This is a genomic window from Massilia sp. IC2-477, assembly GCF_020707265.1.
Taxonomy (GTDB): Bacteria; Pseudomonadota; Gammaproteobacteria; order Burkholderiales; family Burkholderiaceae_D; genus Telluria.
In genome coordinates, this window is record NZ_JAJFEQ010000005.1 from 377,427 (window position 1) to 403,300 (window position 25,874).

24 protein-coding genes are annotated in these 25,874 nt (G+C 66.4%); 14 read left to right on the forward strand and 10 right to left on the reverse strand.

The window, feature by feature from the left end:
- Window positions 1-9: 9 nt before the first annotated feature.
- From LK542_RS12945 to crtB, 4 genes are read left to right on the forward strand one after another with little or no spacing between them, the layout of a single operon-like run.
- Entirely contained in the window at window positions 10-1,311 is a 1,302-nt protein-coding gene (locus LK542_RS12945; protein WP_227812205.1) for a glycosyltransferase, read from the forward strand.
- Window positions 1,304-2,485, forward strand: coding sequence for a lycopene beta-cyclase CrtY (gene crtY, locus LK542_RS12950; RefSeq protein ID WP_227812206.1), 1,182 nt, complete (start codon window positions 1,304-1,306; stop codon window positions 2,483-2,485). The genes LK542_RS12945 and crtY overlap by 8 nt, the downstream gene beginning before the upstream one ends.
- Window positions 2,482-3,975: a phytoene desaturase gene (locus LK542_RS12955; RefSeq protein ID WP_227812207.1), complete on the forward strand. Its 1,494-nt coding sequence runs from the start codon at window positions 2,482-2,484 to the stop codon at window positions 3,973-3,975. The genes crtY and LK542_RS12955 overlap by 4 nt, the downstream gene beginning before the upstream one ends.
- A complete protein-coding gene (gene crtB / locus LK542_RS12960; protein ID WP_227812208.1) occupies window positions 3,972-4,940 on the forward strand; it encodes a 15-cis-phytoene synthase CrtB in 969 nt (322 codons plus the stop codon). Before LK542_RS12955 ends, crtB begins: the two co-directional genes overlap by 4 nt.
- On the opposite strand, the gene LK542_RS12965 is transcribed toward crtB, so the two are convergent.
- Window positions 4,837-5,370, reverse strand: coding sequence for a sterol desaturase family protein (locus tag LK542_RS12965; protein ID WP_227812209.1), 534 nt, complete (start codon window positions 5,368-5,370; stop codon window positions 4,837-4,839). The two genes, crtB and LK542_RS12965, sit on opposite strands and share 104 nt — an antisense overlap.
- A gap of 123 nt (window positions 5,371-5,493) precedes the next feature.
- Here LK542_RS12965 and LK542_RS12970 point away from each other — a divergent pair, with 123 nt between their 5' ends.
- From LK542_RS12970 to nhaA, 3 genes are all read left to right on the forward strand, one after another.
- Complete coding sequence (locus LK542_RS12970; RefSeq protein ID WP_227812210.1) at window positions 5,494-5,910, forward strand: DUF2141 domain-containing protein; 417 nt, start codon at window positions 5,494-5,496, stop codon at window positions 5,908-5,910.
- A gap of 174 nt (window positions 5,911-6,084) precedes the next feature.
- Entirely contained in the window at window positions 6,085-7,560 is a 1,476-nt protein-coding gene (locus LK542_RS12975) for a sodium:alanine symporter family protein (protein ID WP_227812211.1), read from the forward strand.
- Between the two features lie 186 nt (window positions 7,561-7,746).
- Window positions 7,747-8,994: a Na+/H+ antiporter NhaA gene (gene nhaA, locus LK542_RS12980; RefSeq protein ID WP_227812212.1), complete on the forward strand. Its 1,248-nt coding sequence runs from the start codon at window positions 7,747-7,749 to the stop codon at window positions 8,992-8,994.
- On the opposite strand, the gene LK542_RS12985 is transcribed toward nhaA, so the two are convergent.
- Together LK542_RS12985 and LK542_RS12990 are read right to left on the reverse strand one after the other, a co-directional pair.
- Window positions 8,960-9,370 carry a hypothetical protein gene (locus LK542_RS12985; RefSeq protein ID WP_227812213.1) on the reverse strand — a complete coding sequence of 137 codons (411 nt, stop codon included), beginning with the start codon at window positions 9,368-9,370 and terminating at the stop codon, window positions 8,960-8,962. The two genes, nhaA and LK542_RS12985, sit on opposite strands and share 35 nt — an antisense overlap.
- Window positions 9,371-9,389: 19 nt before the next feature.
- On the reverse strand, window positions 9,390-9,767 hold the full coding sequence (locus LK542_RS12990; protein ID WP_227812214.1) for a hypothetical protein: 378 nt from the start codon (window positions 9,765-9,767) through the stop codon (window positions 9,390-9,392).
- Between the two features lie 174 nt (window positions 9,768-9,941).
- On the opposite strand from LK542_RS12990, the gene LK542_RS12995 reads away from it, so the two are divergent.
- Window positions 9,942-10,505 carry a hypothetical protein gene (locus LK542_RS12995; protein WP_227812215.1) on the forward strand — a complete coding sequence of 188 codons (564 nt, stop codon included), beginning with the start codon at window positions 9,942-9,944 and terminating at the stop codon, window positions 10,503-10,505.
- A gap of 71 nt (window positions 10,506-10,576) precedes the next feature.
- On the opposite strand, the gene LK542_RS13000 is transcribed toward LK542_RS12995, so the two are convergent.
- On the reverse strand, window positions 10,577-11,236 hold the full coding sequence (locus LK542_RS13000; RefSeq protein ID WP_227812216.1) for a class I SAM-dependent methyltransferase: 660 nt from the start codon (window positions 11,234-11,236) through the stop codon (window positions 10,577-10,579).
- Between the two features lie 16 nt (window positions 11,237-11,252).
- The gene (locus LK542_RS13005; RefSeq protein ID WP_227800619.1) at window positions 11,253-12,191 is read right to left on the reverse strand and encodes a CysB family HTH-type transcriptional regulator; all 939 of its coding nucleotides are present in this window, start codon (window positions 12,189-12,191) and stop codon (window positions 11,253-11,255) included.
- A gap of 180 nt (window positions 12,192-12,371) precedes the next feature.
- Between LK542_RS13005 and LK542_RS13010 the strand changes: the two genes are divergently transcribed.
- Genes LK542_RS13010 through cobA form a run of 6 tightly spaced genes read left to right on the forward strand, consistent with a single transcriptional unit; the run spans window position 12,372 to window position 18,350 of the window.
- Window positions 12,372-14,060 carry a nitrite/sulfite reductase gene (locus LK542_RS13010; RefSeq protein WP_227812261.1) on the forward strand — a complete coding sequence of 563 codons (1,689 nt, stop codon included), beginning with the start codon at window positions 12,372-12,374 and terminating at the stop codon, window positions 14,058-14,060.
- Window positions 14,053-14,616 (forward strand): DUF934 domain-containing protein, encoded by a 564-nt coding sequence (locus LK542_RS13015; protein WP_227812217.1) that lies wholly within the window; start codon window positions 14,053-14,055, stop codon window positions 14,614-14,616. Before LK542_RS13010 ends, LK542_RS13015 begins: the two co-directional genes overlap by 8 nt.
- 9 nt (window positions 14,617-14,625) lie before the next feature.
- Window positions 14,626-15,342, forward strand: coding sequence for a phosphoadenylyl-sulfate reductase (locus tag LK542_RS13020; protein WP_227812218.1), 717 nt, complete (start codon window positions 14,626-14,628; stop codon window positions 15,340-15,342).
- 26 nt (window positions 15,343-15,368) lie between these two features.
- Window positions 15,369-16,307, forward strand: a complete 939-nt coding sequence (cysD, locus tag LK542_RS13025) for a sulfate adenylyltransferase subunit CysD (RefSeq protein WP_227812219.1) — start codon at window positions 15,369-15,371, stop codon at window positions 16,305-16,307.
- Window positions 16,307-17,614: a sulfate adenylyltransferase subunit 1 gene (locus LK542_RS13030; RefSeq protein ID WP_227812220.1), complete on the forward strand. Its 1,308-nt coding sequence runs from the start codon at window positions 16,307-16,309 to the stop codon at window positions 17,612-17,614. The genes cysD and LK542_RS13030 overlap by 1 nt, the downstream gene beginning before the upstream one ends.
- Before the next feature lie 13 nt (window positions 17,615-17,627).
- Complete coding sequence (gene cobA / locus LK542_RS13035; protein ID WP_227812221.1) at window positions 17,628-18,350, forward strand: uroporphyrinogen-III C-methyltransferase; 723 nt, start codon at window positions 17,628-17,630, stop codon at window positions 18,348-18,350.
- Between the two features lie 6 nt (window positions 18,351-18,356).
- Here cobA and LK542_RS13040 read toward each other — a convergent pair whose 3' ends face one another.
- From LK542_RS13040 to lptF, 5 genes are all read right to left on the reverse strand, one after another.
- Complete coding sequence (locus tag LK542_RS13040; RefSeq protein WP_227812222.1) at window positions 18,357-20,456, reverse strand: DUF4214 domain-containing protein; 2,100 nt, start codon at window positions 20,454-20,456, stop codon at window positions 18,357-18,359.
- A gap of 188 nt (window positions 20,457-20,644) precedes the next feature.
- Window positions 20,645-22,957: a DUF4214 domain-containing protein gene (locus LK542_RS13045; RefSeq protein ID WP_227812223.1), complete on the reverse strand. Its 2,313-nt coding sequence runs from the start codon at window positions 22,955-22,957 to the stop codon at window positions 20,645-20,647.
- A 174-nt stretch (window positions 22,958-23,131) separates the two neighbouring features.
- Window positions 23,132-23,500, reverse strand: a complete 369-nt coding sequence (locus tag LK542_RS13050; protein ID WP_227800611.1) for a sirohydrochlorin chelatase — start codon at window positions 23,498-23,500, stop codon at window positions 23,132-23,134.
- On the reverse strand, window positions 23,500-24,684 hold the full coding sequence (gene lptG, locus LK542_RS13055) for an LPS export ABC transporter permease LptG (RefSeq protein WP_227800610.1): 1,185 nt from the start codon (window positions 24,682-24,684) through the stop codon (window positions 23,500-23,502). The genes LK542_RS13050 and lptG overlap by 1 nt, the downstream gene beginning before the upstream one ends.
- On the reverse strand, window positions 24,681-25,850 hold the full coding sequence (lptF, locus tag LK542_RS13060) for an LPS export ABC transporter permease LptF (RefSeq protein ID WP_227812224.1): 1,170 nt from the start codon (window positions 25,848-25,850) through the stop codon (window positions 24,681-24,683). The genes lptG and lptF overlap by 4 nt, the downstream gene beginning before the upstream one ends.
- Window positions 25,851-25,874 lie beyond the last annotated feature (24 nt).

Sequence of the window (25,874 nt, forward strand, 5' to 3'; positions counted from 1 at the left end):
AAAGCTTGCATGGCGCACTTCGGGGTGGTCGCACCCGCGTTCTACAGCCACTTCAGCGCCCTGAGCGCGCTGGCCGGCGAACTGGTGGGACGCGGGCACCGCGTCACCTTCCTGCACCGGCCTGACGCCGCGCCCTACGTGAGCGATCCGCGCGTGGGCTTTCACGCCATCGGCGCGGGCACCCATCCTCCCGGCTCGCTGGCGGCGGCGCTGCAACGCGCCGCCAATCCGGGCGGGCCGCTCGGCATTCGCCGCGTCATCCTCGACATGGCTGCCGGCACCGACATGCTGTGCCGCGAACTGCCGCGCGCCATCGACGCGCTCGCCATTGACGCCATCATTGCCGACCAGATGGAAGCGGCCGGCGGCCTGGTGGCCGAGGCGCTCGGCCTGCCCTTTGTCTCGGTCGCCTGCGCGCTGCCGGTCAACCGCGAACCGGGCATTCCACTGCCCGTGATGCCTTTCGAGTACGCCGACGACGAGCGCACCCGCAAGATGGTCGAGGGCAGCACCCGCGTCTACGACTGGATGATGACGCCGCACCGGCGCAGCATCGCGGACAACGCGCGCCGCCTGGGCCTGCCCGCGCGCGACGGCCTGCACGAATGCCTGTCGCCGCTGGCCCAGGTCAGCCAGACCGTGGCCGGTTTCGACTTCCCGCGCCGGGCGCTGCCGCCGCAGTTCCACCACGTCGGCCCGCTGCGCCCCACCGGGCCGCGCAGCAGTGGCCCCGGACAGCAGTTCATGCCGCCAATCGCCGCCGGCCGCCCCTTCGTGTTCGCCTCGCTCGGCACCATGCAGGGCGGAAGACTCGGCCTGTTCAAACGCATCGCACGGGCCTGCCGCGCGCTCGACGCACAGCTGCTGGTGGCCCACTGCGGCGGCCTGGATGCGCGCCAGGAGCGCCAGCTGGAGCAGGCCGGCGCTACCTGGGTCTGCGGCTTCGCCAACCAGGCCGCGGCCCTGGCGCGTGCCGATGCCGTGGTCTCGCATGCGGGCTCGAACACGATCATGGACGCGATTGCCGCGCGCACGCCGATCCTGGCGCTGCCGATCGCCTTCGACCAGCCGGGCGCCGCGGCGCGCGTGGTGCACGCCGGGATCGGCCTGAAGGCTTCCGCCCACTTTGCCGGCAGCGGGCAGATGACGCGCCTGCTGCGCCGCCTGCTGATCGAGGAAGGCTTCGCCACCCGCCTGGACGCGCTCTCAAGCAGCGTAGCGCAGGCCGGCGGCACGCTGCGCGCGGCCGACATCATCGAGGCGGCGCTGCTGCACAAGCCGCACACCGAACGCCTGGCCACCCATGGATAAGCCGGCGCCCGACTACGACCTGGTGCTGGCCGGCGGCGGGCTGGCCAACGGCCTGCTGGCCTGGCGCCTGCGCACCCTGCGCCCCGAACTGCGCATCCTGCTGCTGGAGAGCGAAGAACACATCGGCGGCAACCACACCTGGTCTTTCCACGACAGCGACCTCACGCCCGGGCAGCGCGCCTGGCTTGCGCCACTGGTTTCCTGCCGCTGGCCGCGTTACGAGGTGAGCTTCCCCGACCTGGCGCGCACCCTGGAAGGGGGCTACGCCAGCATCGCGTCGAGCGACTTCGCGCGCACCATCGAGGCGGCGCTCGGCCCCGCCCTGCTCACCCGCGTGCGCATCGCCGCCCTCGGCCCCACCTGGGTCGAGCTGGCCGACGGCGTCACCATCCACGCCGGCGCCGTGATCGACGGACGCGGCATGCGCGCCAGTTCGCGCCTCTCGCTCGGCTACCAGACCTTCCTGGGCCAGGAGCTGCGCCTGCGCGCGCCGCACGGCCTGCACGCCCCGGTCATCATGGACGCCACCGTCGAACAGCAGGGCGGCTACCGCTTCGTCTACCTGCTGCCTTTCGGGCCGGACCGGGTGCTGGTCGAAGACACCCATTACGTCGATGGCCCCGGCTGGGAGCCGGAACGCCTGCGCGCCAACATCAGCGCCTATGCCGCCGCGCGCGGCTGGGAGGTCGCCGACGTGCTGCGCGAAGAACACGGCTCGCTGCCGATCGTGCTGGCCGGCGACTTCGACGGCTTCTGGACGGATCTGAACGGACAGCCGGCAAGCGGCCTGCGCGCCGGCCTGTTCCACCCGACCACCGGCTACTCGCTGCCGCATGCGGTGCGCCTGGCCGAGCGCGTCGCTGCCCTGGTCGACCTGAGCGCACCCGCCGTATTCGCGGCGATCCGCGACGAAGCCAGGCGCGAATGGCAGGGCCAGCGCTTCTTCCGCCTGCTCAACCGCATGCTGTTCCTGGCCGGCCGTCCGGAACAGCGCTGGCGCGTGATGCAGCGTTTCTACCGCCTGCCCGCGCCCCTCATCGCCCGTTTCTATGCCGGCCGTCTGCACCTGCGCGACAAGGCGCGCGTGTTGAGCGGCAAACCGCCAGTGCCGGTGGCGCAAGCTCTGGCAGCGGCGTGCAAGATCCACCCCGACCAGATCAGGAAAACAGCATGAACGAACATAAAAAGGCCGTGGTGATCGGCGCCGGCTTCGGCGGCCTGGCGCTCGCCATCCGGCTGCAGGCCAGCGGCATGCAGGTCACGCTGCTGGAAAAGCGCGACAAGCCGGGCGGGCGCGCCTACGTGTATGAAGACGAAGGTTTCACTTTTGATGCCGGCCCCACCGTCATCACCGATCCGTCCTGCATCGAAGAGCTGTTCACTGCCGCCGGCAAGCGCCTGTCCGACTACGTCGAGCTGCTGCCGGTTACCCCCTTCTACCGCCTGTGCTGGGAAGACGGCAGCCACTTCGACTATGCCAACGACCAGGAGGCCCTGGACCGCCAGATCCATGCGCGCAATCCGGCCGACGTCGAAGGCTACCGGCGCTTCCTGGCCTATTCGAAGGCCGTGTTCGAGGAAGGCTACCTGAAGCTCGGCGCCGTGCCCTTCCTGTCCTTCCGCGACATGATCTCGGCCGGCCCGCAGCTGGCGCGCCTGCAGGCCTGGCGCAGCGTGTACGGCCTGGTAGCGCGCTTCATCCAGGACGAGCAGCTGCGCCAGGCCTTTTCCTTCCACTCGCTGCTGGTGGGCGGCAATCCGTTTGCCACCAGCTCGATCTACACCCTGATCCACGCGCTGGAACGGCAATGGGGCGTGTGGTTCCCGCGCGGCGGCACCGGCGCCCTGGTGCGCGGCATGGTGCGCCTGTTCCAGGACATCGGCGGACGCATTGAACTGAACGCCCCGGTAGCCCGCATCGAAGCCTCCGGAAAGCGCGTGAGCGGTGTGCGCCTCGAGGACGGCCGCCTGTTCGAGGCCGACGCCGTGGCCTCGAACGCCGACGTGGTGCACACCTATGCCGGCCTGCTGGGCCAGCACCCGCGCGGCGCGGCCGAAGGCGAAGCCCTGCGCAAGAAGCGCTTCAGCAACTCGCTGTTCGTGCTCTACTTCGGCCTCGACAAGCACCACGAGCAGCTGCAGCACCACACGGTCTGCTTCGGCCCGCGCTATCGCGAACTGATCAAGGAGATCTTCAAGGGCCAGCAGCTGGCCGACGACTTCTCGCTCTACCTGCATGCACCCTGCGTGACCGATCCGTCGCTGGCGCCGCCCGGCTGCGGCAGCCACTACGTGCTGGCGCCGGTGCCGCACCTGGGCAATGCGCCGATCGACTGGTCGGTGGAAGGCCCGCGCTACCGCGACCGCATCTTTGACTACCTCGAGCAGCGCTACATGCCGGGGCTGCGCAGCCAGCTGGTCACCTCCCGCTTCTTCACCCCCGTCGATTTCCGCGACCAGCTGAACGCCCACCTGGGCTCGGCCTTCTCGCTGGAGCCGATCCTGACGCAAAGCGCCTGGTTCCGCCCGCACAACCGCGACAGCGAACTGAGTAACCTGTACCTGGTGGGCGCCGGCACCCATCCCGGCGCCGGCGTGCCGGGTGTGATCGGTTCGGCCAAGGCCACCGCCCGCCTGATGATCGCGGAGGAGGTGCAGGCATGAGCGAAGCCTTGATGGACCACGCCACTCGCACCATCGCGGTCGGCTCCAAAAGCTTCGCCGCGGCGGCGCGCCTGTTCGATCCGCCAACGCGGCGCAGCGTGCTGATGCTGTACGCCTGGTGCCGCCACTGCGACGACGTGGTCGACGGCCAGGAGCTCGGCTTCAATGTAGAGGCGGCCCCGGCCCACGATGCCGGCGCCGCGCTGGCGCAATTGCAGGACCAGACCCGGCGTGCTTATGCCGGCGAAAAGATGGATGACCCGGCCTTTGCCGCCTTCCAGGAAGTGGCGCTGGGCCACCGCATCGACCCGCGCTTCGCGTTCGATCACCTCGCAGGCTTTGCCATGGACGTGGAAGGCGCGCGCTACGAGAGCATCGAGGACACGCTGCGCTACTGCTACCACGTGGCCGGCGTGGTCGGCCTGATGATGGCCTCGATCATGGGCGCCCACGACCCGCGCGTGCTGGACCGCGCCTGCGACCTCGGGATCGCCTTCCAGCTCACCAACATCGCGCGCGACATCGTCGAAGACGCCGGCGTCGGGCGCTGCTACCTGCCGGCCCAGTGGCTGCGCGAAGCGGGCATCCCCCAGCAGGAGCTGGCCGACCCACGCCACCGCGCACGGCTGGCGCAGCTTGCGGCGCGCCTGGTGGACTACGCCGAACCCTATTACGATTCGGCGCGCGCCGGCATTGCCGCCCTGCCCCTGCGTTCGGCCTGGGCGATCGCGAGCGCACGCAATGTCTACCGCCAGATCGGGATCCAGGTGAAGCGGCGCGGAGAGCATGCCTGGGACCAGCGCTGCGGCACCAGCAAGGCGATGAAACTATGGCTGCTGGCCCGAGGTGCGGGCAGCGCCCTCAGTTCGCGCCTGGCGTCGCCGCCGATGCGTCCTGCGACGCTGTGGCAGCGTCCGGGTGGCGCTGCAAGCGTCCCCCATGCAGCGCATGCAGCTGCTGTTTGAGGACGGCGACCGGCGGCGCGTACAGGAAGCCGAAGGACACGGCGCCGTCGCGGCCCTCGACCGCATGGTGCATGCGGTGCGCCTGGTACAGGCGCTTGAGATAGCCGCTGCGCGGCGTGTAGCGGAACGGCCAGCGCCGGTGCACCAGGCCGTCGTGGGCGACGAAGTAGAGCAAACCGTAGGCCGTGACACCGGCGCCGATCCACTGCAAGGGATAGAAGCCGCGCATGCCGAACCAGATCATGGCGACCGCCGCGCCGACGAACACCAGGGCGTACAGGTCGTTCTTCTCGAACCAGCCGGTGCGCGCTTCGTGGTGGGAACGGTGCCAGCCCCAGCCGAACCCATGCATCACGTACTTGTGCGCAACGATGGAAAACACTTCCATCAGCACGACGGTGAGCACGACGATGAAAGCGTTGAGCAGCATGGCGAAATAAAGGGTGAGGGAGTATCCGGAGCCTATCACAGGCGCTGCCATGCACGGCTGGCAAGCCACGCCCCGCGCGGTTCAGCGACGGTACAAACCAGTTCGATCAATGAAAGGAAACCCATGCGTCACCTGCTGTCTGTCCTGCTTTCCTCTGCCTTCCTGCTGGCGCTCCTGCCGGCGTCTGCCGCGACCGTCGAGGTACGGGTCTCGAACGTCGCCGGCGGCAAGGGCAAGATCAATGTCGCCGTCTGCGACCGCGCGCGCTTCCTGAAGCAGTGCGCCTACAGCGCTTCCGTGCCGGCCCAAGCCGGCGAGACCGTGATCAGCCTCAAGGACATTCCACCCGGCACCTGGGCGGTACTGGCCTACCAGGACGAGAACGAGAACAGCGAACTGGACCGCAATTTCATCGGCATCCCCAAGGAAAACTACGGCTTCAGCCGCGATGCCGCCGGCCGCTTCGGTCCGCCGTCTTTCGAGGACGCGGCAATCGAGGTACGCGACGGCACCACGACGGCGCCGATCCGCCTCCACTGATGCACCGAAAACGTGCCGAAGCCGCCCGCCGTGCACCCTGCGCGGGCATGCCGCAGTGCAGAAAAAATAACGGTAGGAATCAGCAAATTCTTCGGGTATCGTTGCTAACCACACACTGCCGGGCAGCGTTTCCGGCGACAATCAATCGATAAGTTTTCCGAGGGAAACACTGCAATGCATGAATTGGTCAACGCAATCAATGAGTACGTCTGGAGCCTCGCCCTGATCGGCCTGTGCCTGGGCGCCGGCCTGTATTTCTCGATCCGCTCGCGCTTCCTGCAGCTGCGCCACATCGGCGAGATGTGCCGCCTGATGATGGACGGGAAGAGCTCGGACCAGGGCGTCTCCTCCTTCCAGGCCCTGACCATGACCCTGGCCGGCCGCGTCGGCACCGGCAACATCGCCGGCGTCGCCACCGCCATCACCTTCGGCGGCCCCGGCGCCGTGTTCTGGATGTGGATGATGGCCTTCCTCGGCGCCAGCTCGGCCTTCGTCGAGTCGACCCTGGGCCAGGTCTACAAGGAATCGATCAACAGGGAATTCCGCGGCGGCCCTGCCTTCTACATCGAGAAAGGCCTGGGCGTGAAATGGTATGCGGTGCTGTTCGCCATCGTGACCATTGTCGCGACCGGCCTGCTGCTGCCGGGCGTGCAGGCCAACTCGATCGCCGAGAGCCTGAAGACCGCGGCCGGCATCGACACCATGTATACCGGCATCGCGCTGGCCGTGGTGCTGGCCTTCATCATCTTCGGCGGCGTCAAGCGTATCGCCCACTTCGCCGAATTCGTGGTGCCCTTCATGGCGCTGGGCTACATCCTGGTGGCCTGCGCCATCGTCGCGATGAACATCGAACAGCTGCCGGGCGTGCTGAAGCTGATCTTCAGCTCGGCCTTCGGACTGGATGCGGGCTTCGGCGCCATCCTGGGTCTGGCGATCCAGTGGGGCGTGAAGCGCGGCGTGTATTCGAACGAAGCCGGCCAGGGCACCGGCCCGCACGCCTCGTCGGCCGCTGAAGTGAGCCACCCGGCCAAGCAGGGCCTGGTGCAGGGCTTCTCGGTCTATATCGACACCCTGTTCGTCTGCTCGGCGACCGCCTTCATGCTCCTGATCACCGGCCAGTACAACGTCGAAGGCCCGAACGGCGCCCCGATGTTCACCGGCGTGCAGGGCGTGGCCTCGGGTCCGGGCTACGTGCAGACCGCGCTGGAAAACATCATGCCGGGCTTCGGCGCCCTGTTCGTGGCGATCGCCCTGCTGTTCTTCGCCGGCACCACCATCGTCGCCTACTACTACATCGCCGAGACCAACATTTCCTACCTGAACCGCACGGTCAACCGCCCGTGGATGACCTTCGTGCTGAAGCTGTGCATGATCGCCGCCACCATCTATGGCGCCGTGAAGACCGCGGATGTGGCCTGGGCGCTGGGCGACCTGGGCGTGGGCCTGATGGCCTGGCTGAACCTGATCGCCATCCTCCTGATGCGCGACACGGCCTTCAAGTGCCTGCGCGACTACGAGGCGCAGAAGAAGCTGGGCAAGGATCCGCAGTTCGACCCGGTGGCGCTGGGCATCAAGAACGCGCATTTCTGGGAACAGCGCAACAAGCAGGCGCCTGCGCAGGACAAGGTCGCCGGCGAGACCATCGGCTGAGGCAACTGGGCCGGGCGCGCGAGCGTCCCGGCGTGCTATCATGGTCGCGGGTGATCGTGCCGCCAAGGGCACGACAGGATGCGCGATGGTCGGGCCGCCACGCGGCTTATTCGCGACCATCATGCACAGCATCCATCCCGCTTCTTCTTTTCCTTTCCGATCGCAGCACGCAGCCCTGGGGGCCGCATGATGCGCATCGAACGTCGTCTCTCGCATACCTTCAAAGGCTTGTTCGCGTCGAGCAAGGCCGGCGGCATCGTCCTGATCGCCTGCACGCTCGTGTCGCTGTCCATCGCGAATTCGACGCTCGGCCCGGGCTACCTCGGCTTCTGGCATCAGTATGTTGCCGGGCTCTCCATTGAACACTGGGTCAACGACGCCCTGATGGCGATCTTCTTCCTGCTGATCGGCCTGGAGCTCGAGCGCGAGCTGTACAACGGCGAGCTGTCCGACCTGCGCAATGCCATGCTTCCCATGCTGGCGGCCGCGGGCGGCATCACGGTGCCGGCGCTGATCCACTTCGCCTTCAACAGCGGCACCCTGACGCAGGCCGGCGTCGGCATTCCCATGCCGACCGACATCGCCTTCGCGCTCGGCGTGCTGGCCCTGCTCGGCAGCCGGGTGCCGGCCTCGCTGAAGATATTCCTGACCGCGCTCGCCGTGATGGACGACCTGGGCGCGATCGTCGTCATCGCCCTGTTCTACACGAGCGACCTGTCCTTCCTCTACCTGCTCGGCGCGCTGGCCGTGTTTGCAGCACTTCTGGCGATGAACCGCCTGCTGCGCGTGATGGCCCTGCTGCCCTACCTGGTCGGCGGCGCGCTGATGTGGTTCCTGATGCTGAAATCCGGCGTGCACGCGACCATCGCCGGCGTGCTGCTCGCCTTTGCCATTCCCTATTCAAGGGAAGAAGACGACGCCGAATCGCCTTCGCACCGGCTCGAGCACATCCTGCACAAGCCGGTGACTTTCCTGATCCTGCCAATTTTCGCGCTGGCGAACACGGGGATCGTGATCGGTACCGGATGGGCGGAGGAACTGCTGAGCGCGAACAGCCTGGGCATCATCCTCGGCCTGGTCGCCGGCAAGCCGGTCGGGATCTTCCTGTTCAGCTTTGCCGCGGTGTCGCTTGGTCTGTGCCGCCTGCCGCTCGACCTGGCCTGGCGCCACATCCTGGGGGCGGGCCTGCTGGGCGGCATCGGCTTCACAATGTCGATCTTCATCACCAACCTGGCGTTCACGGGCGCGCCGGAGGCGATCAATGCGTCGAAGATGGCGATCCTCGTTGCTTCGATGGTGGCGGGCATTGCCGGTTTTGCATGGCTCAAGCTGCTGGGGCGCCGCTTGCGTCCGATCCGGATACGGACACGATGGACTACGAGGACATACGGCGGAGCAGTTAGCGGCCCTTTGGCCAACTTGCATTGGAGATGAGAACAATCACTTCGAAGTTAGTTGCTTGTATCGAGCACGCAGCCCATGGACCATTAGCCGACGGTGTTCGCACTGAGTAGTGCAACTCATTCTGTTTGCCTTCGAAGATCCAGGTGTAGCTTTGAGCATCTTCGCGAGTAGGAGGCTGCCCAAACTGAGCTTGATAAAAATGTTTGATTCTTTCCCGATCCTCATTGAGACCAAACGCCTGCCAGTCGATATGCATCGGCTTGTCGGATGCGCCGTGTACGTGCTGCCTGCACATGAGCACCGCTCCCGCAGGTAGCTTCTTATTGCCGACGCTATCCGATTCCGCAGCAGCGGCAGTGCACCCTAGACAGACGGCACCTAGCAGCAGAAGATTTTTCGAATTCATTTTGAGTCCAGGTCGAGTCTCAACGCTTACCAGCTGAAAGTGCGAGACGCTCGGGTAGAACGGCCTCGGAGAGAAATAGCCAGTCATGGTTAGGCAGGGCAATTCCGATGCCTTCAACTTGATAGGCGCCGTTCAGATTCGGCTCAAAGAACCACTGCGGTTCCTGCGTCAATGCTGCGCCAAGGTGCATGACCAAAAGGGTGCATGTGCCGGAAGCCAGCTTTAGTGTGCTGTCGTCCAGGTCCGTCAGTTGCGCCCGGCCGGTTTGAATGAGGCCGCCGCCCTGCCGAAGGTAGACGAAGCCAAGCTCTATCCCGGCTATTTTCCAAGCATCCAGTTGTGCAAGCGGTTCCATCGTTCCGCTTGGCAAAAGACTCAAGCCACGATCCTTTTCCATCAGGCCAGTATATCGACGGCGATCGCAGTATTGACAGGTGCGATGCCGGAGGGCGCGACTTTATGTCGGGCGGGTACGCGTAACACCTTACGTGCAACATTTCCTTACAGATGGGCAACCGCGCTTAACGGTCAGGCAACAGAGAATGGCTTCCCTGCTTTTCGACCGATGACCATGAAACTCGCCACCTTCGCCCTCGCCGCTGCCTTCCTCTGCACCCAGTCCCTCGCCTACGCCGTCCCCGTGACCGATTGGCGCGCCGACGACCTGCTGATGCAGGCGCCGGAGATCAAGAAAGAACTCGCCCTGAGCGAAAACCAGAACCTGCTGTGGGAACAGAGCCTGCGCAAGACCCGCGCCATCCTCCGCCTGCGCAAGGAACGCCGCGACGAACTGGACGCCGCCTCGCGCAAGCTGGCGGCCGAGCCTTCCGCGGAAATGCGGACGCTCGCCGCGGCGCTCGCCGACGATGCCGCATCGGTGCATGACGAGGACAAGGAACTGCGCGAGATCTGGTTCACGATGAACGACGCGCTCGACGACCGCCAGCGTGCGCTGGTGCTGGCGCGTTTCAGGAGCATGCTGGAGCGCCAGCCGCCGGGGCCCGGCGAAGGCCGGCCGGAACGCGCCGGGAAACCGGAGGGTGGAGAGCGTGGCGGACGGGGCGGCCGCGGGCCAGGTGGTGGCGGGCCGTCCGGCGGTGGCAGTATCGGGATGGGAATGGGCCGCGGATTCTAGAACGGGTGTGGCGTCTCCACAAACTTGGGCACCGGCCTTCGCCGGTGCGACGGTCTTGAGGCTGACTAAAGTTACTTCAGGCGGCAGGTCAGCGCCCAGCAGAACTCGCCGCGCCCGATCTTGATCTCCCGGACCGCCGTGCCCAGGCGCTTGCGCAGCGCGCTGTCGGTCGGATAATTCTTGGGCAATTCGTGGCGCACGCCGTCGGCATCGACGAACTGGGCCCAGGTATTGCCCTGGGCATCGGTGCGTGCGATGGTCGGGCTCGCACCTTCGACATACACGTCGTCGATGATCACCAGCAGCGCATCCTTGCCGATGCGGGCGCGCAGGCCGGCCAGGAAGGTGTCCTGCTCTTCCTTCTTGAAATGCGACCACAGGAATCCGGCAAAGACTGCCGTGAACTTCCCGAGGTCGCCCGGCAGGTTCAAGGCATCGACCACGCGGTAGCGCACGTTCTCCAGGCCTTGCCCGTGCTCGCGCGCCACCTCCAGCATGGCCTCGCTGATGTCGGTGGCGAGGACCGATTCGGCCGTCTCGGCAATGGCGTCGGTCCAGAAGCCGGTACCGCAGCCGAGCTCCAGCACGGTGTGCCCGCGCATCAGGTCGGCGACCTGTTCGGCCATGTCCTCGAGGTCGTCCTGGCGGTCCTCGTCGGTTTCGTCGTGGAACTGGGCGTCGTAGTGGTCCGCAATGGCAGTGTAGAAATCTACAACAGGGTTATTGCTCATGGTCTTTCCTTGATTCTTAGAGTTCGTAGTTCTCGCCGCCGCGCATGGCGGACTCGACCATCTTGCGGTTCAGGGTCGGCGCCAGCAGTTCGATGAAAGTATAGATATAGCTGCGCAGGTAGGCGCCCTGCTTGATCGCCACGCGCGACACGTTCATGCCGAACAGCTGGCCGACGGGAATGGCGCGCAGGTTGCGGTCGCGTTCCGGGTCGAAGGCCATGCCGGCAATGATGCCCACGCCCATGCCGAGCTCGACATAGGTCTTGATGACGTCGGCGTCGATCGCTTCCAGCAGCACGTCCGGCTTCAGGTTACGCAAACCGAAAGCGTGGTCGATCTTGCTGCGGCCGGCAAAGGCGGCATCATAGGTGATCACCGGGTAGCTGGCGATCTCTTCCAGCGACACCGCCTTCGAGCGGGTCAGCGGGTGTTCGTGCGGCACCACCACCACGTGCTCCCACTGGTAGCACGGCAACGTGATCAGGCCCTCGACCGCTGCAATGGATTCGGTGGCGATCGCCAGGTCGGCCTGGTCGTTCTTGACCATGTCGGCGATCTGGCGGGGATTTCCTTGCAATAAAGACAAGCGCACCTTGGGGAATTTCTGCATGAAAGCCTGCACCACCTTGGGCAGCATGTAGCGCGCCTGGGTGTGGGTGGTGGCGATGGTGAAGCTGCCGCTGTCGTGGGCCGCGTATTCCTTGCCGATGCGCTTGAGGCTGTCGATCTCCTGCATGATCAGCTCGACCGACTGCAGCACCAGCCGGCCCGGCTCGGTGAGGCCGCGGATGCGCTTGCCGTGGCGGGTGAAGATGTCGACTCCCAGCTCTTCCTCGAGCTCGATGATGGCTTTCGAGACCCCGGGCTGGGAGGTGAACAGCGCCTTGGCCGCATCGGTCAGGTTGTAGTTCTGGCGGACGGCTTCGCGCACGAAGCGCAGCTGGTGAAGGTTCATGAAGTGATATGGGTTCTTGTGATTGTGTCAGCAGACGACATTTTAAGATGCTTATTCAAGTTACGCATATAAGCAAATGAAATCTCCGTAGTTTGGAATATATAGACTGGTCCGTACACTTGCCCAACCATTTAACGGGTGGACAGTGTAGCAATGGGTCTACCCACACCGGACGAGACCATGTACCGCTACGACCACTACGACCATCTCATCGTGCGCGAACGCATCGCGCAGTACCGCAGCCAGGTGGAGCGCCGCCTGAACGGTGAGCTGCTAGAGGAAGAATTCCTGCCGCTGCGCCTGCAGAACGGCCTTTACATGCAGCGCCACGCCTACATGCTGCGCGTTGCCGTGCCCTACGGCCTGCTGGCGTCGAAGCAGATGCGCATGTTCGCCCACATTGCCCGTAAGTACGACCGCGGCTACGGCCACTTCACCACCCGCCAGAACATCCAGTACAACTGGATCGAGCTGGAGCAGACGCCGCAGATCCTGGAAGACCTGGCCTCGGTCGAGATGCACGCCATCCAGACTTCGGGCAACTGCATCCGCAACATCACCACCGACGAATTCGCCGGCGTGGCCGCCGACGAGATCATCGATCCGCGTCCGTTCGCCGAAATCCTGCGCCAGTGGAGCACCTTCCACCCCGAATTCATCGCCCTGCCCCGCAAGTTCAAGGTCGCGATCAACGGCGCCGTCGAAGACCGCGCCGCGATCGCCATCCACGACATCGGCCTGACCCTGGTGCGCAACGACGCAGGCGAAGTCGGCTTCAAGTTCATGGCCGGCGGCGGCATGGGCCGTACCCCGATCCTGGGCTCGGTGATCCGCGACTTCCTGCCGTGGCAGCACCTGCTGACCTATACCGAAGCCGTGATGCGCGTGTATAACCAGCACGGCCGCCGCGACAACAAGTACAAGGCACGCATCAAGATCCTCCTGAAAGCCCTGGGCGTGGAAGAATTCACCCGCCAGGTCGAAGAAGAGTGGAAAGACCTGAAGGACGGTCCGGAAACCCTGACCCAGGACGAATTCGACCGCGTCGCCCAGTGGTTCCAGCCGCACGGCTACGCCCAGCTGGAAGACATCGATGTCACCGCCCAGCACGCGGACAACCGCGCCTTTGCCAACTGGGTCAACCGCAACGTCAAGCCGCACAAGGTGCCGGGCTACGCCGCCGTGGTGCTGTCGCTGAAGAAGACCGGCGTGCCGCCGGGCGACGCCACCGCCGAGCAGATGGACTTCGTGGCAGATCTGGCCGACAAGTACAGCTTCGGCGAACTGCGCGTGACCCACGAGCAGAACCTGGTGCTGGCCGACGTCGAGCAGTCGAAGCTGTTCGAACTGTGGCAGCTGGTCAAGGCCAAGGGCCTGGCAACGCCGAACATCGGCCTGCTGACCGACATCATCGCCTGCCCGGGCGGCGACTTCTGCTCGCTGGCGAACGCCAAGTCGATCCCGATCGCGGCCGCGATTGCCGAGCGTTTCGACAACCTCGACTTCCAGCACGACATCGGCGACATCGAACTGAACATCTCGGGCTGCATCAACGCCTGCGGTCACCACCACGTGGGCGCGATCGGCATCCTCGGCGTCGACAAGGACGGCAGCGAGTGGTACCAGGTGTCGATCGGCGGCTCGCAGGGCAATAACTCGGCGATCGGCAAGATCATCGGCCCTTCCTTCTCGGCACAGCAGATGCCGGAAGTGGTCGGCCGCCTGCTCGAAGTCTACGTGCGCGAGCGCTTCGAAGGCGAACGCTTCGTCGACACCGTGCAGCGCCTCGGCATCACGCCGTTCAAGGAACATGTCTATGCCACGCCGATCGCGGCGGGCGAACTGGTTGGGGAAGACCACTATGCCTAATTTTGTCCTGCACAAGCAGATCATCAAACACCGCGAAGTGGTCGAGGACGACTGGAGCGTGCTGCGCCTGGTCGAAGGCGACACCCCGGAAGCCGTCGACGTCCCGGAAGGCAAGATCATCGTGCCCTTGACCGTGTGGCAGGCGCAGCGCGCCGCGCTGCTAGGGCGCACCGAGATCGGCGTCTGGCTGGCGCCGGACGAGCAGGCAGCCGCAATCAAGGAAGATCTGCATCGCTTTGGCGTGGTCGCCGTCGACTTCCCGAAGTTCTCGGACGGCCGTGGCTACTCGACCGCGTTCAACCTGCGCAAGCGCCTGGCCTATACGGGCGAGCTGCGCGCCATCGGCGACGTGCTGCGTGACCAGTTGTGGCCCATGTCGCGCGTCGGCTTCGATGCCTTCGCCACCCGCCAGGACCGCAGCATCCATGATGCGCTGAAGGGCTTGACCGTGTTCTCGGAAACCTATCAAGCATCGGTCGACCAGCCGCTGCCGCTGTTCCGCCGTGCGCCGCGCGGCACGCCGCCTGAACTCACCGATATCGGTGCAGGCATCTAAGGAATCACCATGAGCGATCTGCACCGCCGTGTCGAGGAAACGCAAGCCATCCTCGCGCGCATCGCCCGCGATTACTCGCCCGCCGTCTTCGCATCGAGCCTGGCGGCCGAAGACATGGTCCTGACCGACCTGATTTTGAAGGCCAGGCTGCCGATCGGGATCTTCTCGCTCGAGACCGGCCGCCTGCACGCCGAGACCCTCGACATGCTGAACCGCGTGCGCGACACCTACGGCTACGAGATCGCGCTGTTCAAGCCACAACCGGAAGCGGTCGAGGCCTATGTGGCGCAGAACGGCCTGAACGCCTTCTACGACAGCGTCGAGATGCGCAAGGAATGCTGCCGCGTGCGCAAGGTCGAGCCTTTGAGCCGTGCCCTGAGCGGCAAGCAGGCCTGGATCACGGGCCAGCGCCGCGCCCAGTCGACCACGCGTGCCGAACTGGCCGTGCAGGAAGACGATGCCGCACACGGCATGCAGAAGTTCAATCCGCTGGCCGACTGGTCGGAGGAAGACGTGTGGGAATACCTGCGCACGCAGAACGTGCCCTACAACGCCCTGCACGACCGCGGCTACCCGTCGATCGGCTGCGAACCCTGCACCCGCGCGATCCAGCCGGGCGAGGACGTGCGCGCCGGCCGCTGGTGGTGGGAAAACCCCGAATCGAAGGAATGCGGCCTGCACGTGGTCGACGGCAAACTCATTCGCATCAAATCCGTGGCTGCATGAAGCAGGCACACAAAGGCAAACACAACATGACGACAGTACTCGACAACCCGGCCGTGCTCACCGATGTCAATGCGCGCCACCTCGACGCCCTGGAATCCGAGGCGATCCACATCCTGCGCGAAGTGGCTGCCGAATGCAGCAACCCCGCCCTGCTGTTCTCGGGCGGGAAGGATTCGGTCGTGCTGCTGCGCCTGGCCGAGAAGGCCTTCCGCCCGGGTAAGTTTCCCTTCCCGCTGGTGCACATCGACACCGGCCACAACTTCGACGAAGTGATCGCCTTCCGCGATGCGCGGGTGGCGGAACTGGGCGAACGCCTGATCGTCGGCTCGGTCGAGGATTCGATCAAGCGCGGCACCGTGCGCCTGCGCAACCCGCAGACCGATTCGCGCAACGCGGCCCAGGCCGTGACCCTGCTGGAAACCATCGCCGAACACGGTTTCGACGCCTGCATCGGCGGCGCCCGCCGCGACGAAGAAAAGGCACGCGCCAAGGAGCGCATCTTCTCCTTCCGCGACGAATTCGGCCAGTGGGACCCGAAGGCCCAGCGTCCGGAACTGTGGGACCTGTATAACACCCGCGTCCACCCGGGCGAGAACATGCGCGTGTTCCCGATCTCGAACTGGACCGAACTCGACGTGTGGCAGTACATCGCCCGCGAAAAGCTGGCCCTGCCCTCGATCTACTTTGCGCACGAGCGCCAGGTGATCCCGCGTAACGGCCTGCTGGTGCCGCTGACGCCCCTGACCCCGGCCAGAGACGGCGAACAGGTCGAAACCCGCACCGTGCGCTTCCGCACCGTGGGCGACATCTCCTGCACCTGCCCGGTGGCCTCGACTGCCGGCACCGTGGACAACATCATCGCCGAAACCGCCGTCACCGAAGTGACCGAGCGCGGCGCGACCCGGATGGACGACCAGACCTCCGAAGCCTCGATGGAAAAACGCAAGAAGCAAGGATATTTCTGATGAATGCCATGACCGATAACCTGAACCAACGCGGGCTGCTGCGCTTCATCACCGCCGGTTCCGTCGACGACGGCAAGAGCACCCTGATCGGCCGCCTGCTGTACGACAGCAAGGGCATCTTCGCCGACCAGTTGGCCGCCGTCTCGCGCTCGAAGCACAAACGCACCGTGGGCGACACCATCGACCTGTCGCTGCTGACCGACGGCCTGGAAGCCGAGCGCGAACAGGGCATCACCATCGACGTGGCCTACCGCTACTTCGCGACGCCGAAGCGCAAGTTCATCATCGCCGACACCCCGGGCCACGAGCAATACACCCGCAATATGGTGACCGGCGCGTCGACCGCCGACGCCGTGATCATCCTGGTCGACGTCTCGAAAGTGAAGCTCGGTGACGACGGCAGCGTGACGCTGCTGACCCAGACCAAGCGCCACTCGACCATCGCCAAGCTGCTGCAGATCGAGCACGTGATCGTCGCCGTCAACAAGATGGACCTGGTGAACTACGACCGCACCGTCTATGAGCGCATCGTGGCCGCCTACCGCGAATTCGCCGACTCGCTCGGCCTGAAGGACGTCACCGCGATCCCGCTCTCGGCACTCAGCGGCGACAACGTGGTGGAAAGCTCCGAGAACACGCCCTGGTACGAAGGCCCGACCCTGATCGAGCTGCTGGAAGGCCTGTCGGTCTATGACGAATCGCACGCCGCGCCCTTCCGCTTCCCGGTGCAGCTGGTGGCGCGCCACAACGGCCACGAAGCGAATGACTTCCGCGGCTACATGGGCCGCATCGAATCGGGCAAGGTCTCCATCGGCGACCAGCTGGTAGTGCAGCCGTCCGGCCAGACCGCCACGGTCAAGGACATCGTCACCTTCGACGGTTCGCTGCAGACGGCCGTGGCCGGCCAGTCGGTGACCCTGCTGCTGAACGAATACCTCGACATCTCGCGCGGCGACCTGCTGGCCGGCAGCGAGCAGCCGGCCACCCTGCTCAAGCAGGTGGTGGCGGACGTGTGCTGGATGTCGGACGAGCCCCTGGATGCGCGCCGCAAGTACTGGATCAAGCACGGCACCCGCCAGACCGCCGCGAAGATCAAGCAGGTCGACAGCATCCTGGACGTCAACACCCAGCAGCGCCACGCGGGCGATGGCCTCAAGCTGAACGACATCGCGACCGTGCAACTGAGCGTGCAGCAGCCGCTGGCGGCCGATGCCTACGCCGACAACCGCGCGACGGGCGCCTTCATCCTGATCGACGAAGTCACCCACCAGACCGTCGCAGCGGGTATGATCCGACTGGATCAATAAGCGAAGGGGTTCTATGGCGGTGCTGGGAAAAGTCTATCTGGTCGGGGCCGGCCCCGGCGCGGCGGATCTCATCACCGTGCGCGGCGCGCGCCTGCTGGCGCAGGCGGACGTCGTGCTTTACGACGCCCTGGTCACCCCCGAGATGCTGGACTTGTGCCGCCAGGCGGAACTCATCTCGGTCGGCAAGCGCTCGGGCCAGCGCTCGGTCGCGCAAACCCTCATCAACCAGCAGTTGCTGGACTGCGCCGGCAAGTTCCAGACCATCGTGCGCCTGAAAGGCGGCGACCCGATGCTGTTCGGACGCGCCGACGAAGAATTGCGGGCGCTGGAAGCGGCGGGCATCGAGGTCGAAGTCGTCCCCGGCATCACCACCGCGGTCGCCGCCGCGGCCGCAACCAAACAGCCGCTGACCAAGCGCGGCGTGGCGCGCAGCGTCGCCTTTTTCACCTCCAGCACGGCGCCCGACCAGCCGGATCATCCTGCCCTGCCTGAAACCGACACCCTGGTCCAGTACATGGGCGGGCGCGAAGCCGCCGCCACCGCCGAACGCCTGCTGGCGGAAGGACGGCGGCCGGACCTGCCGGTGGTCATCGTGGAAAACTGCAGCCGCGCGGACCAGCGCATCGTCCGCATGACCCTCACCGACCTGGCGCGCGGCCTGGAACCGGGTCACGGCCCGGTGCTGGTGATGCTGGGCGAGGCGCTCGCGCTGCGCGAGCACCAGCCACCTGATTGAATCTCCTCAGATCCAGGGCGTGAACTCGATTCCGTTCTGGATTGCCCCGATCACCTGCGCCTGGTTTTCCGCACTCTCGCTGAAATAGGCCAGCACCTGCGCGCGCGGCAAATGCTTCTCTCCCAGCGCCTCCAGCCAGTAGTCGCGCCCTGCGCCTTCCGCGCTCCGGTGCAGCACGTTGTTGTACAGGAGCTCGACGAACTGCGCGTCGCTCGCGTTCGCGCCGTACATCTGCTTGAATTCCGGGCTGTTGGCGAAGTTGAACGCCACCTGTTCCAGCGTCTGGCCCGCATCCATCATCTTGATCCAGTAGCCCACGCCGCCCTTGTCCGGGGTGCGGTTGAACGCGGCCTGGTACAGGCGGTAGGCCTTGCCGGCGATGCCGTCGATGTCCAGCGCCAGCGAGGCGTCGCTGAAGGCGATGCGCTCGACGCTGGCGAGGGTGTCGACGCCGCTGTTGCCGACATGGTCGATCACGGTGGCGCTGGCGCTGCCCTCGCGGATCACGGTGAAGTTGCTGCGCACGCCGGCGTAGCTGACCGTGTCCACGCCTGCGAAGCCGCCAAGGCGCTCGCTGCCGATGCCGGCCACCAGGTGCTGGCCGCTGTCGCCGGTCCAGCCGCTGCCGCCGCCGGGGTCCATGCCGCCGGTGAGCACGCGCAGTTCGACCTGGGAGCTGCTGCCATTGGTGTCGCCCCAGGCGGTGGCGAAGCCGCCGTTCGCCAGCGCCGTGATGGCGGGATTGGCCTGGTCGCCCGCGCGGCCTTCGTTGATGGCGAACTCGCGCTGGTCGACCGGGTAGCCGCCGGCGTCGAAGCGGCGCCCGAACACGCCATTGCCCTCGAAGTCGCCGCTGCTGGACTGCCAGGCCACCACGAAGCCGCCGTCGCTGAGGGCGGTCACCGCGGCTTCGAAGCGTCCGCCGCCGCTGTCGACATTGGCCTGGGTGAGCGCGCCGACCTTGTTGCCCGCGGCGTCGTAGCGCTGGAAGAAGATGTCGCTCATCGAGAAGCCGAGCGGCTCGTTGGCGTAGCTGTCCCAGGCGACGACGTAGCCGCCGTCGGCCAGCGCGGCGATGCTCGGGAGCGGCGCGGCGGTGCTGACGCTGGCCGCAAGGCCGTCGCCGCTGACGATGGTGACAAGCCCGCCCTGCGCGGCGACATAGACGTTGCCGTCGCCGATTTCGCCCCAGCTCACGGTGTAGCCGGCGCCGGTGGCGGCGATGCTCGGGCTGAACGCGGTGCCGAGGCTGCCGTAGACCTGCTCGGCGCCGAGGGCGTTGCCGTTCGCGTCCATGACGCGCACGTGGACCTGGCCGCCGGCGCGCCAGGCGATGGCGAAGGAGCCGTCGCGCAGGGTGGCCACGTCGGGCATGGAGGTGTCCCAGGACAGCCCGCCGTCGACCAGCACCTGGCCGGCCTGGTTGCCGTTGACGTCGGCGATCTTGAAGGCGATGCGCGGCTGGCCTTCGAGCGACGTGGTGTAGGCGGTCACGAAACGCCCGCCGCTCAGCGCCGCCACCGCGGGCTGGCCTTCGGCGCTGCCGTCCCAGCCTGAAGTCAGGGCAAACGCGCCGGTACGGGCATTGCCTGCCGCGTCCTGCACGCGCGCCCAGACCGCGTTGTCGGCGCCCTGCCAGACAGCGGCGATGCCGCCATCCTGGAGCATGGCCAGGGCCGGGTTGGCGGCCGTGCTGCCGCTGCCGAGCGCGATGTCGCCGCCGAAGCCGTTCAGTTCGCGCGTAGTGCCCGCTTCGACCGTGTAGACCAGGGTCTCGGCGAAGCCTTTGCCCGGGAGCGGATTGCCGTAGCCGTCGATCTGGTAGCGGTCATAATAGTGCGCGGTGACGGTGACCGGGGTGCCGGGCGCCGGCATCAGGGCGCTGTTGGCCACCACCAGCCGGGCCGAGGTATCGGTGGCCGGGTTGTAAGCGATGGTGAACAGGCCGGGGATGGACTGCGCATCGATCACCCAGCGGCCGCTGGTCAGCACGCCGAAATCGATGGGCGTGAGGATCGCGGCGGTATCGCCGGTGCGCAGGCTCGTCAACAGGATATCGCGGTCGTCGATAATGCCGACCGGGGCGTAATCGGATTCGGTGCTCATGGAAGTGCTTGCTCGAGAAGGTAGGCGGGAGTGCTGCCCTTGTTGGATTGATGATGCCTCACGTCAATAATTTTTGACAGAGGGAAATTTAAATTCCACATGGCAATGCAGCGCAAACCCAACACTCGATTGCCGCCTTTCCAACAGAGTTGGCAGGCTGGATAGCCTGCCTGCCAACTCTGTTGAGCTTATGCCCACGGCGCGAAGTCGATGCCGTTCCGGATGGCGCCGATGACCTGTGCCTGGTTCTCCGCGCTCTCGCTGAAGAAAGCCAGCACGTCGGCGCGCGCGGCCCCATGCACCGACAGGGCGTCGACCCAGTAGGCGCGGCCCGCCTCTTCCGCGGGACGGTGCAGCACGTTGTTGTACAGGAGCTCGATGAACTCGCTGTCGCTCGGCCTGGCGCCATACAGCTCGGCAAATTCGGGACTGGCGGCAAAGGCCGCGGCCACCTGGCGCAGGCCGGCGCCGCCGTCCATCGTGGCGATCCAATAGCCCAGCCCCGCCTTGTCCGGCGCGCGGTCGAAGGCGGCCGCGTACAGGCGGTAGGCCTGGCCAGCGACGCCATCGATGTCGAGGGCGACGGCGCCGTCCGCAAAGGCGAGGCGCTCGACGTTCACCAGCAGGTCGCTGGCGCCCGCCTTGTCGGTCACGCTCACGCCCTCAGGCCCGCGCAGCAGCGCGAAGCCGCTTCGCACGCCGCCGTAGGCGACGGTGTCGATGCCCTCCATGGCGTCGATGCGCTGGTTGCCGACGCCCGCACCGGCGCGGATCAGGTCCGATCCCGTATGGCCGATCAGGTCCTGCTTTGGCGCGGGTGCGGCCACCGGCGGGACCGGTGCGGTGGCGACCGGCGGCGCCGGTGCTGGTGCTGGTGCTGGTGCTGGTGCTGGAGCAGGAGCTGGAGCTGGAGCTGGCACGCTCGGCGGCGCTGCGGGAACGCTGGGCGCCGGTACTGGCACGGGCACCGGCACAGCCACGGGCACGGGCAGCACCGGGTCCGGTACCACCGGCGGCGCGCCAAGCTGGGCACTGCCGGCAGCAAGGTCGCCGACTGGCTCCGGCGGCGGCGTCCCCGCCAGCACACGCGCCTCGACCCGCGCCACGCCGCCGTCCTGGGTATCGATCCATGCCGCCGCGAAGCCGCCGTGTGCGAGCGCGGCCAGGGCCGGGCTGGCCTGGTCACCGGCACGTCCCTCGTTGATGCCGAACTCGCGCAGGTCGAGCGCGCTGCCGTCGGCGCCGAAGCGGCGGCCGAACACGCCGTTGGCGTCGAAGTCGCCACCCTCGGCCTGCCAGGCCAGCATGAAGCCACCGTCGTCGAAGGCCGCCAGTTTGGCGCCATAGCGCCCGCTGCCGCTGTCGACATTGGCCTGGGTGATGGTCCCGAGCGGCTTGCCGCTGGCGTCGAAGCGCTGGAAGAAAATGTCGCTCAGGGCGAAGCCGGAGGGCGAGTTGGCATAGCTGTCCCAGGCCACCACGACACCGCCGTCGGCCAGCGCCACGATCTCGGGCAGCGGGGCCGCGGTGGACAGGCTCGCGGCCAGGCCGTCGTTCGACACCTGCACGGTGGCGCCGCCGGCCAGCGCGGCGTACACATTGCCGTCGCCGATCTCGCCCCAGCTCACGGCATAGGACGCGCCCAGGGCCGTCAGGCTCGGGCTGAAGGCCGTGCCGAGCGTGCCGAACACCTTCTCCACGCCGAGCGCATTGCCGCCCGCATCGAACTGCTGCACCCGCACCTGCCCGCCGCTAGCCCAGGCCAGGGCGAAGGATCCGTCGGCCAGTACGGCGACGTCGGGCATGGCGGCGTCAGGGCCGGCGGCCAGGTGTTCGGGGCCGGCGCTGCCGTCGGCGCCGACGATGCGCCAGGCGATGCCGGCATCGCTGCGGTAGGCGGCCACGAAGCCGCCGTTCTCGAAGGCGGACAGGCTGGGCGCCGCACCCGCCGCGGCAAGCACGAAACCGGCCCCGCTTGCGGCGCCGGCGGCGTCGCGCAACTGGGCCCACAGCGCGCCGTCGGACGCCTGCCACGCGGCGGCAACTGCGCCGCTGGACAGGCTTGCCAGGGCTGGACTGCCCGCGCCGGCGCTGCCCAGATCGAGCTCGCTGCCGAAGCCGTCGAGCTCGCGCGAAGTGCCCGCTTCCACCGTATACACCAGGGTTTCTACAAAACCCTTGCCCGGCAGCGGATTGGCGCTGCCGTCGAGCTGGTAGCGGTCGTAGTAATGGACGGTGACGGACACACCCGCTCCCGCTGCTGGCAACAGGGCGGCGTCGTTCACCAGCAGGCGCGCCGCGGTATCGGTGGCCGGGTTGTAGGCGATGCTGAACAGGCCGGGATGCGACTGGCTGTCGATGAACCAGCGTCCGCCCGTCAACGGCCCGGTGTCGATGGCGCTCAGGGTGGCGGCCAGCTGGCCGCTGAGCAGGGTGGTGAAGAGAATGTCGCGGTCGTCGACGATGCCGACCGGCGCGAAGTCGGTGATTTCTGTGCTCATGCTTCGTTCCTGGAGAATTGGAACGATCATGCCGCACGGAATTTTTTATTTAAAGATGGAAATTAAATTTCCGTGAATCAATACGCAAAAAGGCAACAAAACATTGCAAAGAAGTGCAATCGAGTTGTCGCTTTACTCAGCCGTTTTTCAAAACCACAATGCCGCTTTATTAACTCAGCCGAGCGAACGGATGCAGTAATCAGTCATGGCTGCCTGCACTTGCGGATCTTCACCGATGGCGCCGGCGACCTGCAGGCGCAGTCCGGGATGGGCAGCGCGGATGCCCTCGGCCAGCTGCGGCAGGTCGCGTAGCAGGTGGCCGCCCTGCCCCAAGAACACGGGCACCACCGTGATCTCGTCCACGCCCTCGCCCACCAATGCGGCAACCGCCTCCGGCAGGCGCGGCTCCATCAGTTCCAGGAAGGCCAACCGCACCGGGAGTTCCGGCAGGCGCGCCTGCGCCGCGTCGCGCAGGCGCTCGAAGGGCGCGGCCCAGGACTGGGCGCGGGCGCCATGGGCAAACAGGACGAGTGCGCGTGTCATCAATGTCTCTCCACCCAGCGCAGGGCGCCGATCGCAATGAGCAGGAACAGCAGGCTGGGCGCGGCCGCCGTGAAGAAGGCCGGCAGTGCGGTCAGCACGCCCAGGCTCGAGAACAGTGCGTTGAGCAGCAGGAAGGCCACGCCGATCATGATGCCCACGAAGATCTTGAGGCTGACGCCGCCGCTGCGGGTGTGCAGGTAGGCGAAGGGCAAGGCCAGCGCCATCAGCACCAGGATCGACAGCGGGTCGATGATCTTCTTCCAGAACGCGACCTTGAAGCGCTCGGTCTCCTGGCGGTTTTCCGCCAGGTGGCGGGTATAGGCCGCCAGTTCGTTGGCCGACATGCGCTCCGGTTCGGAACGCGACACCGACAGGATCTTGGGCGTGATCTCCGAGGCCAGCTCGAGCGTGGCCATCTTGCGGGTGGCGACGGCGGCGGTCTCCTGGCCGAAGCTGGCCGCGATCGACTGCCCCTGCGGCACCGGGGTGCCGGGCGCCGGCAGCGTGCGGCTGTTGCTGAACACGGTCTCGGAGACATCGCGCAGGCGCCAGGTGTTGTTGCCGCCATAAGTGCCGCCGGCCGCCGTGATCAGGGCGCGCATGCGCATGTTGGCGTCGAATTCGTACAGGCGCACGTCGACCAGCTGGCCGTCCGGGCGGATCTGGCGCACGTTGAAGAAGCGCGTGCCGATCACCGGACCTTTCACGCCATCGCTATGGATGCTGTCCTTGGTCCACATGCCTGAGCGGAAATCGGCCGACAGGGCCGAGCCCTTGGCCGCCAGGCGCACGCGCTCGGCCAGCGGGGCCGTGCGCGGGATGATCAGTTCGCCGAACACGAAGGTGACCAGGACCAGCACGATGCCGATCTTGAACAGCATCCAGCCCGCCATCCGCGTCGACATCGAGGATGCGCGCATGATGGTGAACTCGGAGGTCGAGGCGAACTGCGCCATGGTGTAGATGGTGCCCAGCAGGGCCGCGACCGGCATCACCTGGTAGACATTGCCCGGCACCAGCAGCAGCACGTACATCACCGCGTTCTGGAATTCGTAGCCGCCCTTGCCCACCGACGGCAGTTCGCTGGTGAGGTCCATGAAGGAGATCAGGGCCAGGAAGGCGACCAGCACGAAGGCGGTCGCCTGCGCGATATTGACCGCGAAATAGCGCTGCAGGATGCTCATTCGGCCTCCGACTTCGCCAGCGGCGCCGGCGCCGGGATTGGTGCGGCCGCCAGGGGCGCGCGGCGGCGCTTCCAGGCACTAAGCAGGGCCAGCGGATGCCAGCGGTGGTTGACGTTCAGGCGCCACGCGAACAGGGCCGCCACCGTGAGCGCGGCGGCCAGGTGCAGCGGCCACCAGGCCACGTCGAAATCCAGCTTGGCGCGCTTGACGCTGTTTTCCATCAGCTTGTTCAGGTTCAGGTAAGTAAAGAAGATCAGCAGCGCCAGGATCATGTTGGCCGAGCTGCCGGCGCGCGGGTTGACGAAGCCGAGCGGAATCGCCAGCAGCATCAGCACCAGGCAGATCAGCGGGGCCGAGATGCGGTCGAGCAGTTCGGCGCGCGTGTACTGGTTCTCGACCTTCAGCAGGATCGAGGTGGGCAGCGCATTGCTGGGCGTGTCGGTCCCCAGCACCGGGGCGCGGGTAGCCACCCGCATCTTGTAGCGCTCGAATTCCATCGACTGGAAGTCGGCCTGTCCCGGCTGGCCCTGGTAGCGCCGGCCGTTGGACAGCACCAGGTATTGGCCGCCATTGGCGTCGCTCTCGATCACGCCTTCCCTGGCGACCACGATCGAGGTGCCGTTCTTGTCCTGCGAATTGACGAACACGTTCTGCACCACGGCGGTGTCGCCGCCCGAGCGTTCGACGAAGAACACCCGGTCGCTCGAGGAGGATTCGCGGAACTGGCCGGGCGCCACGCGCTTGAGGTCTTCGCGGTTCTGGAAGCGCTCGACGAATTCGAGGCGCTTGGATGCGGCCCAGGGCGTGACCACCAGCGACAGCGCCGCGACCACCAGCACGATCGGCAGGCCGAAGGTCAGCACCGGCCGGATCCAGCGGCGCAGCGACATGCCGGAGGCGAACCACACGACCATCTCGGAATCGCGGTAGCTGCGCGTGACCGCGGCCAGCACGGCGATGAAGGTGGTGAGGGTGAGGATGGTCGGCAGGTAATCCAGGATCGCGAACGCGATCAGGGCCAGCACGTCGGCCGAATCGACCTTGCCGCCGGCGGCCTTGCCCAGGACCCTGATCAGGGTCCAGGTAACCAGGATCGTGAACAGCACCGTAAAGGTGGCGCCGGCGGAGCTGGCGAGTTCACGTTGCAGGGCGCGTCGAAAGATCATTCAATAAATAGCTATAATTGCAGG

Excerpts from the sequence above, each read along its gene's own strand:
- LK542_RS12995 (WP_227812215.1), top strand. The coding sequence starts at position 9,942 with ATGAAACTCGCCACCTTCGCCCTCGCCGCTGCCTTCCTCTGCACCCAG.
- LK542_RS13050 (WP_227800611.1), bottom strand. The coding sequence starts at position 23,500 with ATGACACGCGCACTCGTCCTGTTTGCCCATGGCGCCCGCGCCCAGTCC.
- LK542_RS12955 (WP_227812207.1), top strand. The coding sequence starts at position 2,482 with ATGAACGAACATAAAAAGGCCGTGGTGATCGGCGCCGGCTTCGGCGGC.
- LK542_RS12945 (WP_227812205.1), top strand. The coding sequence starts at position 10 with ATGGCGCACTTCGGGGTGGTCGCACCCGCGTTCTACAGCCACTTCAGC.
- LK542_RS13030 (WP_227812220.1), top strand. The coding sequence starts at position 16,307 with ATGAATGCCATGACCGATAACCTGAACCAACGCGGGCTGCTGCGCTTC.
- LK542_RS13000 (WP_227812216.1), bottom strand. The coding sequence starts at position 11,236 with ATGAGCAATAACCCTGTTGTAGATTTCTACACTGCCATTGCGGACCAC.
- crtY (WP_227812206.1), top strand. The coding sequence starts at position 1,304 with ATGGATAAGCCGGCGCCCGACTACGACCTGGTGCTGGCCGGCGGCGGG.
- LK542_RS12965 (WP_227812209.1), bottom strand. The coding sequence starts at position 5,370 with ATGCTGCTCAACGCTTTCATCGTCGTGCTCACCGTCGTGCTGATGGAA.
- nhaA (WP_227812212.1), top strand. The coding sequence starts at position 7,747 with ATGATGCGCATCGAACGTCGTCTCTCGCATACCTTCAAAGGCTTGTTC.
- LK542_RS12990 (WP_227812214.1), bottom strand. The coding sequence starts at position 9,767 with ATGGAAAAGGATCGTGGCTTGAGTCTTTTGCCAAGCGGAACGATGGAA.
- LK542_RS13040 (WP_227812222.1), bottom strand. The coding sequence starts at position 20,456 with ATGAGCACCGAATCCGATTACGCCCCGGTCGGCATTATCGACGACCGC.
- LK542_RS12970 (WP_227812210.1), top strand. The coding sequence starts at position 5,494 with ATGCGTCACCTGCTGTCTGTCCTGCTTTCCTCTGCCTTCCTGCTGGCG.
- lptF (WP_227812224.1), bottom strand. The coding sequence starts at position 25,850 with ATGATCTTTCGACGCGCCCTGCAACGTGAACTCGCCAGCTCCGCCGGC.
- LK542_RS13005 (WP_227800619.1), bottom strand. The coding sequence starts at position 12,191 with ATGAACCTTCACCAGCTGCGCTTCGTGCGCGAAGCCGTCCGCCAGAAC.
- LK542_RS12985 (WP_227812213.1), bottom strand. The coding sequence starts at position 9,370 with ATGAATTCGAAAAATCTTCTGCTGCTAGGTGCCGTCTGTCTAGGGTGC.
- crtB (WP_227812208.1), top strand. The coding sequence starts at position 3,972 with ATGAGCGAAGCCTTGATGGACCACGCCACTCGCACCATCGCGGTCGGC.
- LK542_RS12975 (WP_227812211.1), top strand. The coding sequence starts at position 6,085 with ATGCATGAATTGGTCAACGCAATCAATGAGTACGTCTGGAGCCTCGCC.
- lptG (WP_227800610.1), bottom strand. The coding sequence starts at position 24,684 with ATGAGCATCCTGCAGCGCTATTTCGCGGTCAATATCGCGCAGGCGACC.
- cysD (WP_227812219.1), top strand. The coding sequence starts at position 15,369 with ATGACGACAGTACTCGACAACCCGGCCGTGCTCACCGATGTCAATGCG.
- cobA (WP_227812221.1), top strand. The coding sequence starts at position 17,628 with ATGGCGGTGCTGGGAAAAGTCTATCTGGTCGGGGCCGGCCCCGGCGCG.
- LK542_RS13010 (WP_227812261.1), top strand. The coding sequence starts at position 12,372 with ATGTACCGCTACGACCACTACGACCATCTCATCGTGCGCGAACGCATC.
- LK542_RS13045 (WP_227812223.1), bottom strand. The coding sequence starts at position 22,957 with ATGAGCACAGAAATCACCGACTTCGCGCCGGTCGGCATCGTCGACGAC.
- LK542_RS13015 (WP_227812217.1), top strand. The coding sequence starts at position 14,053 with ATGCCTAATTTTGTCCTGCACAAGCAGATCATCAAACACCGCGAAGTG.
- LK542_RS13020 (WP_227812218.1), top strand. The coding sequence starts at position 14,626 with ATGAGCGATCTGCACCGCCGTGTCGAGGAAACGCAAGCCATCCTCGCG.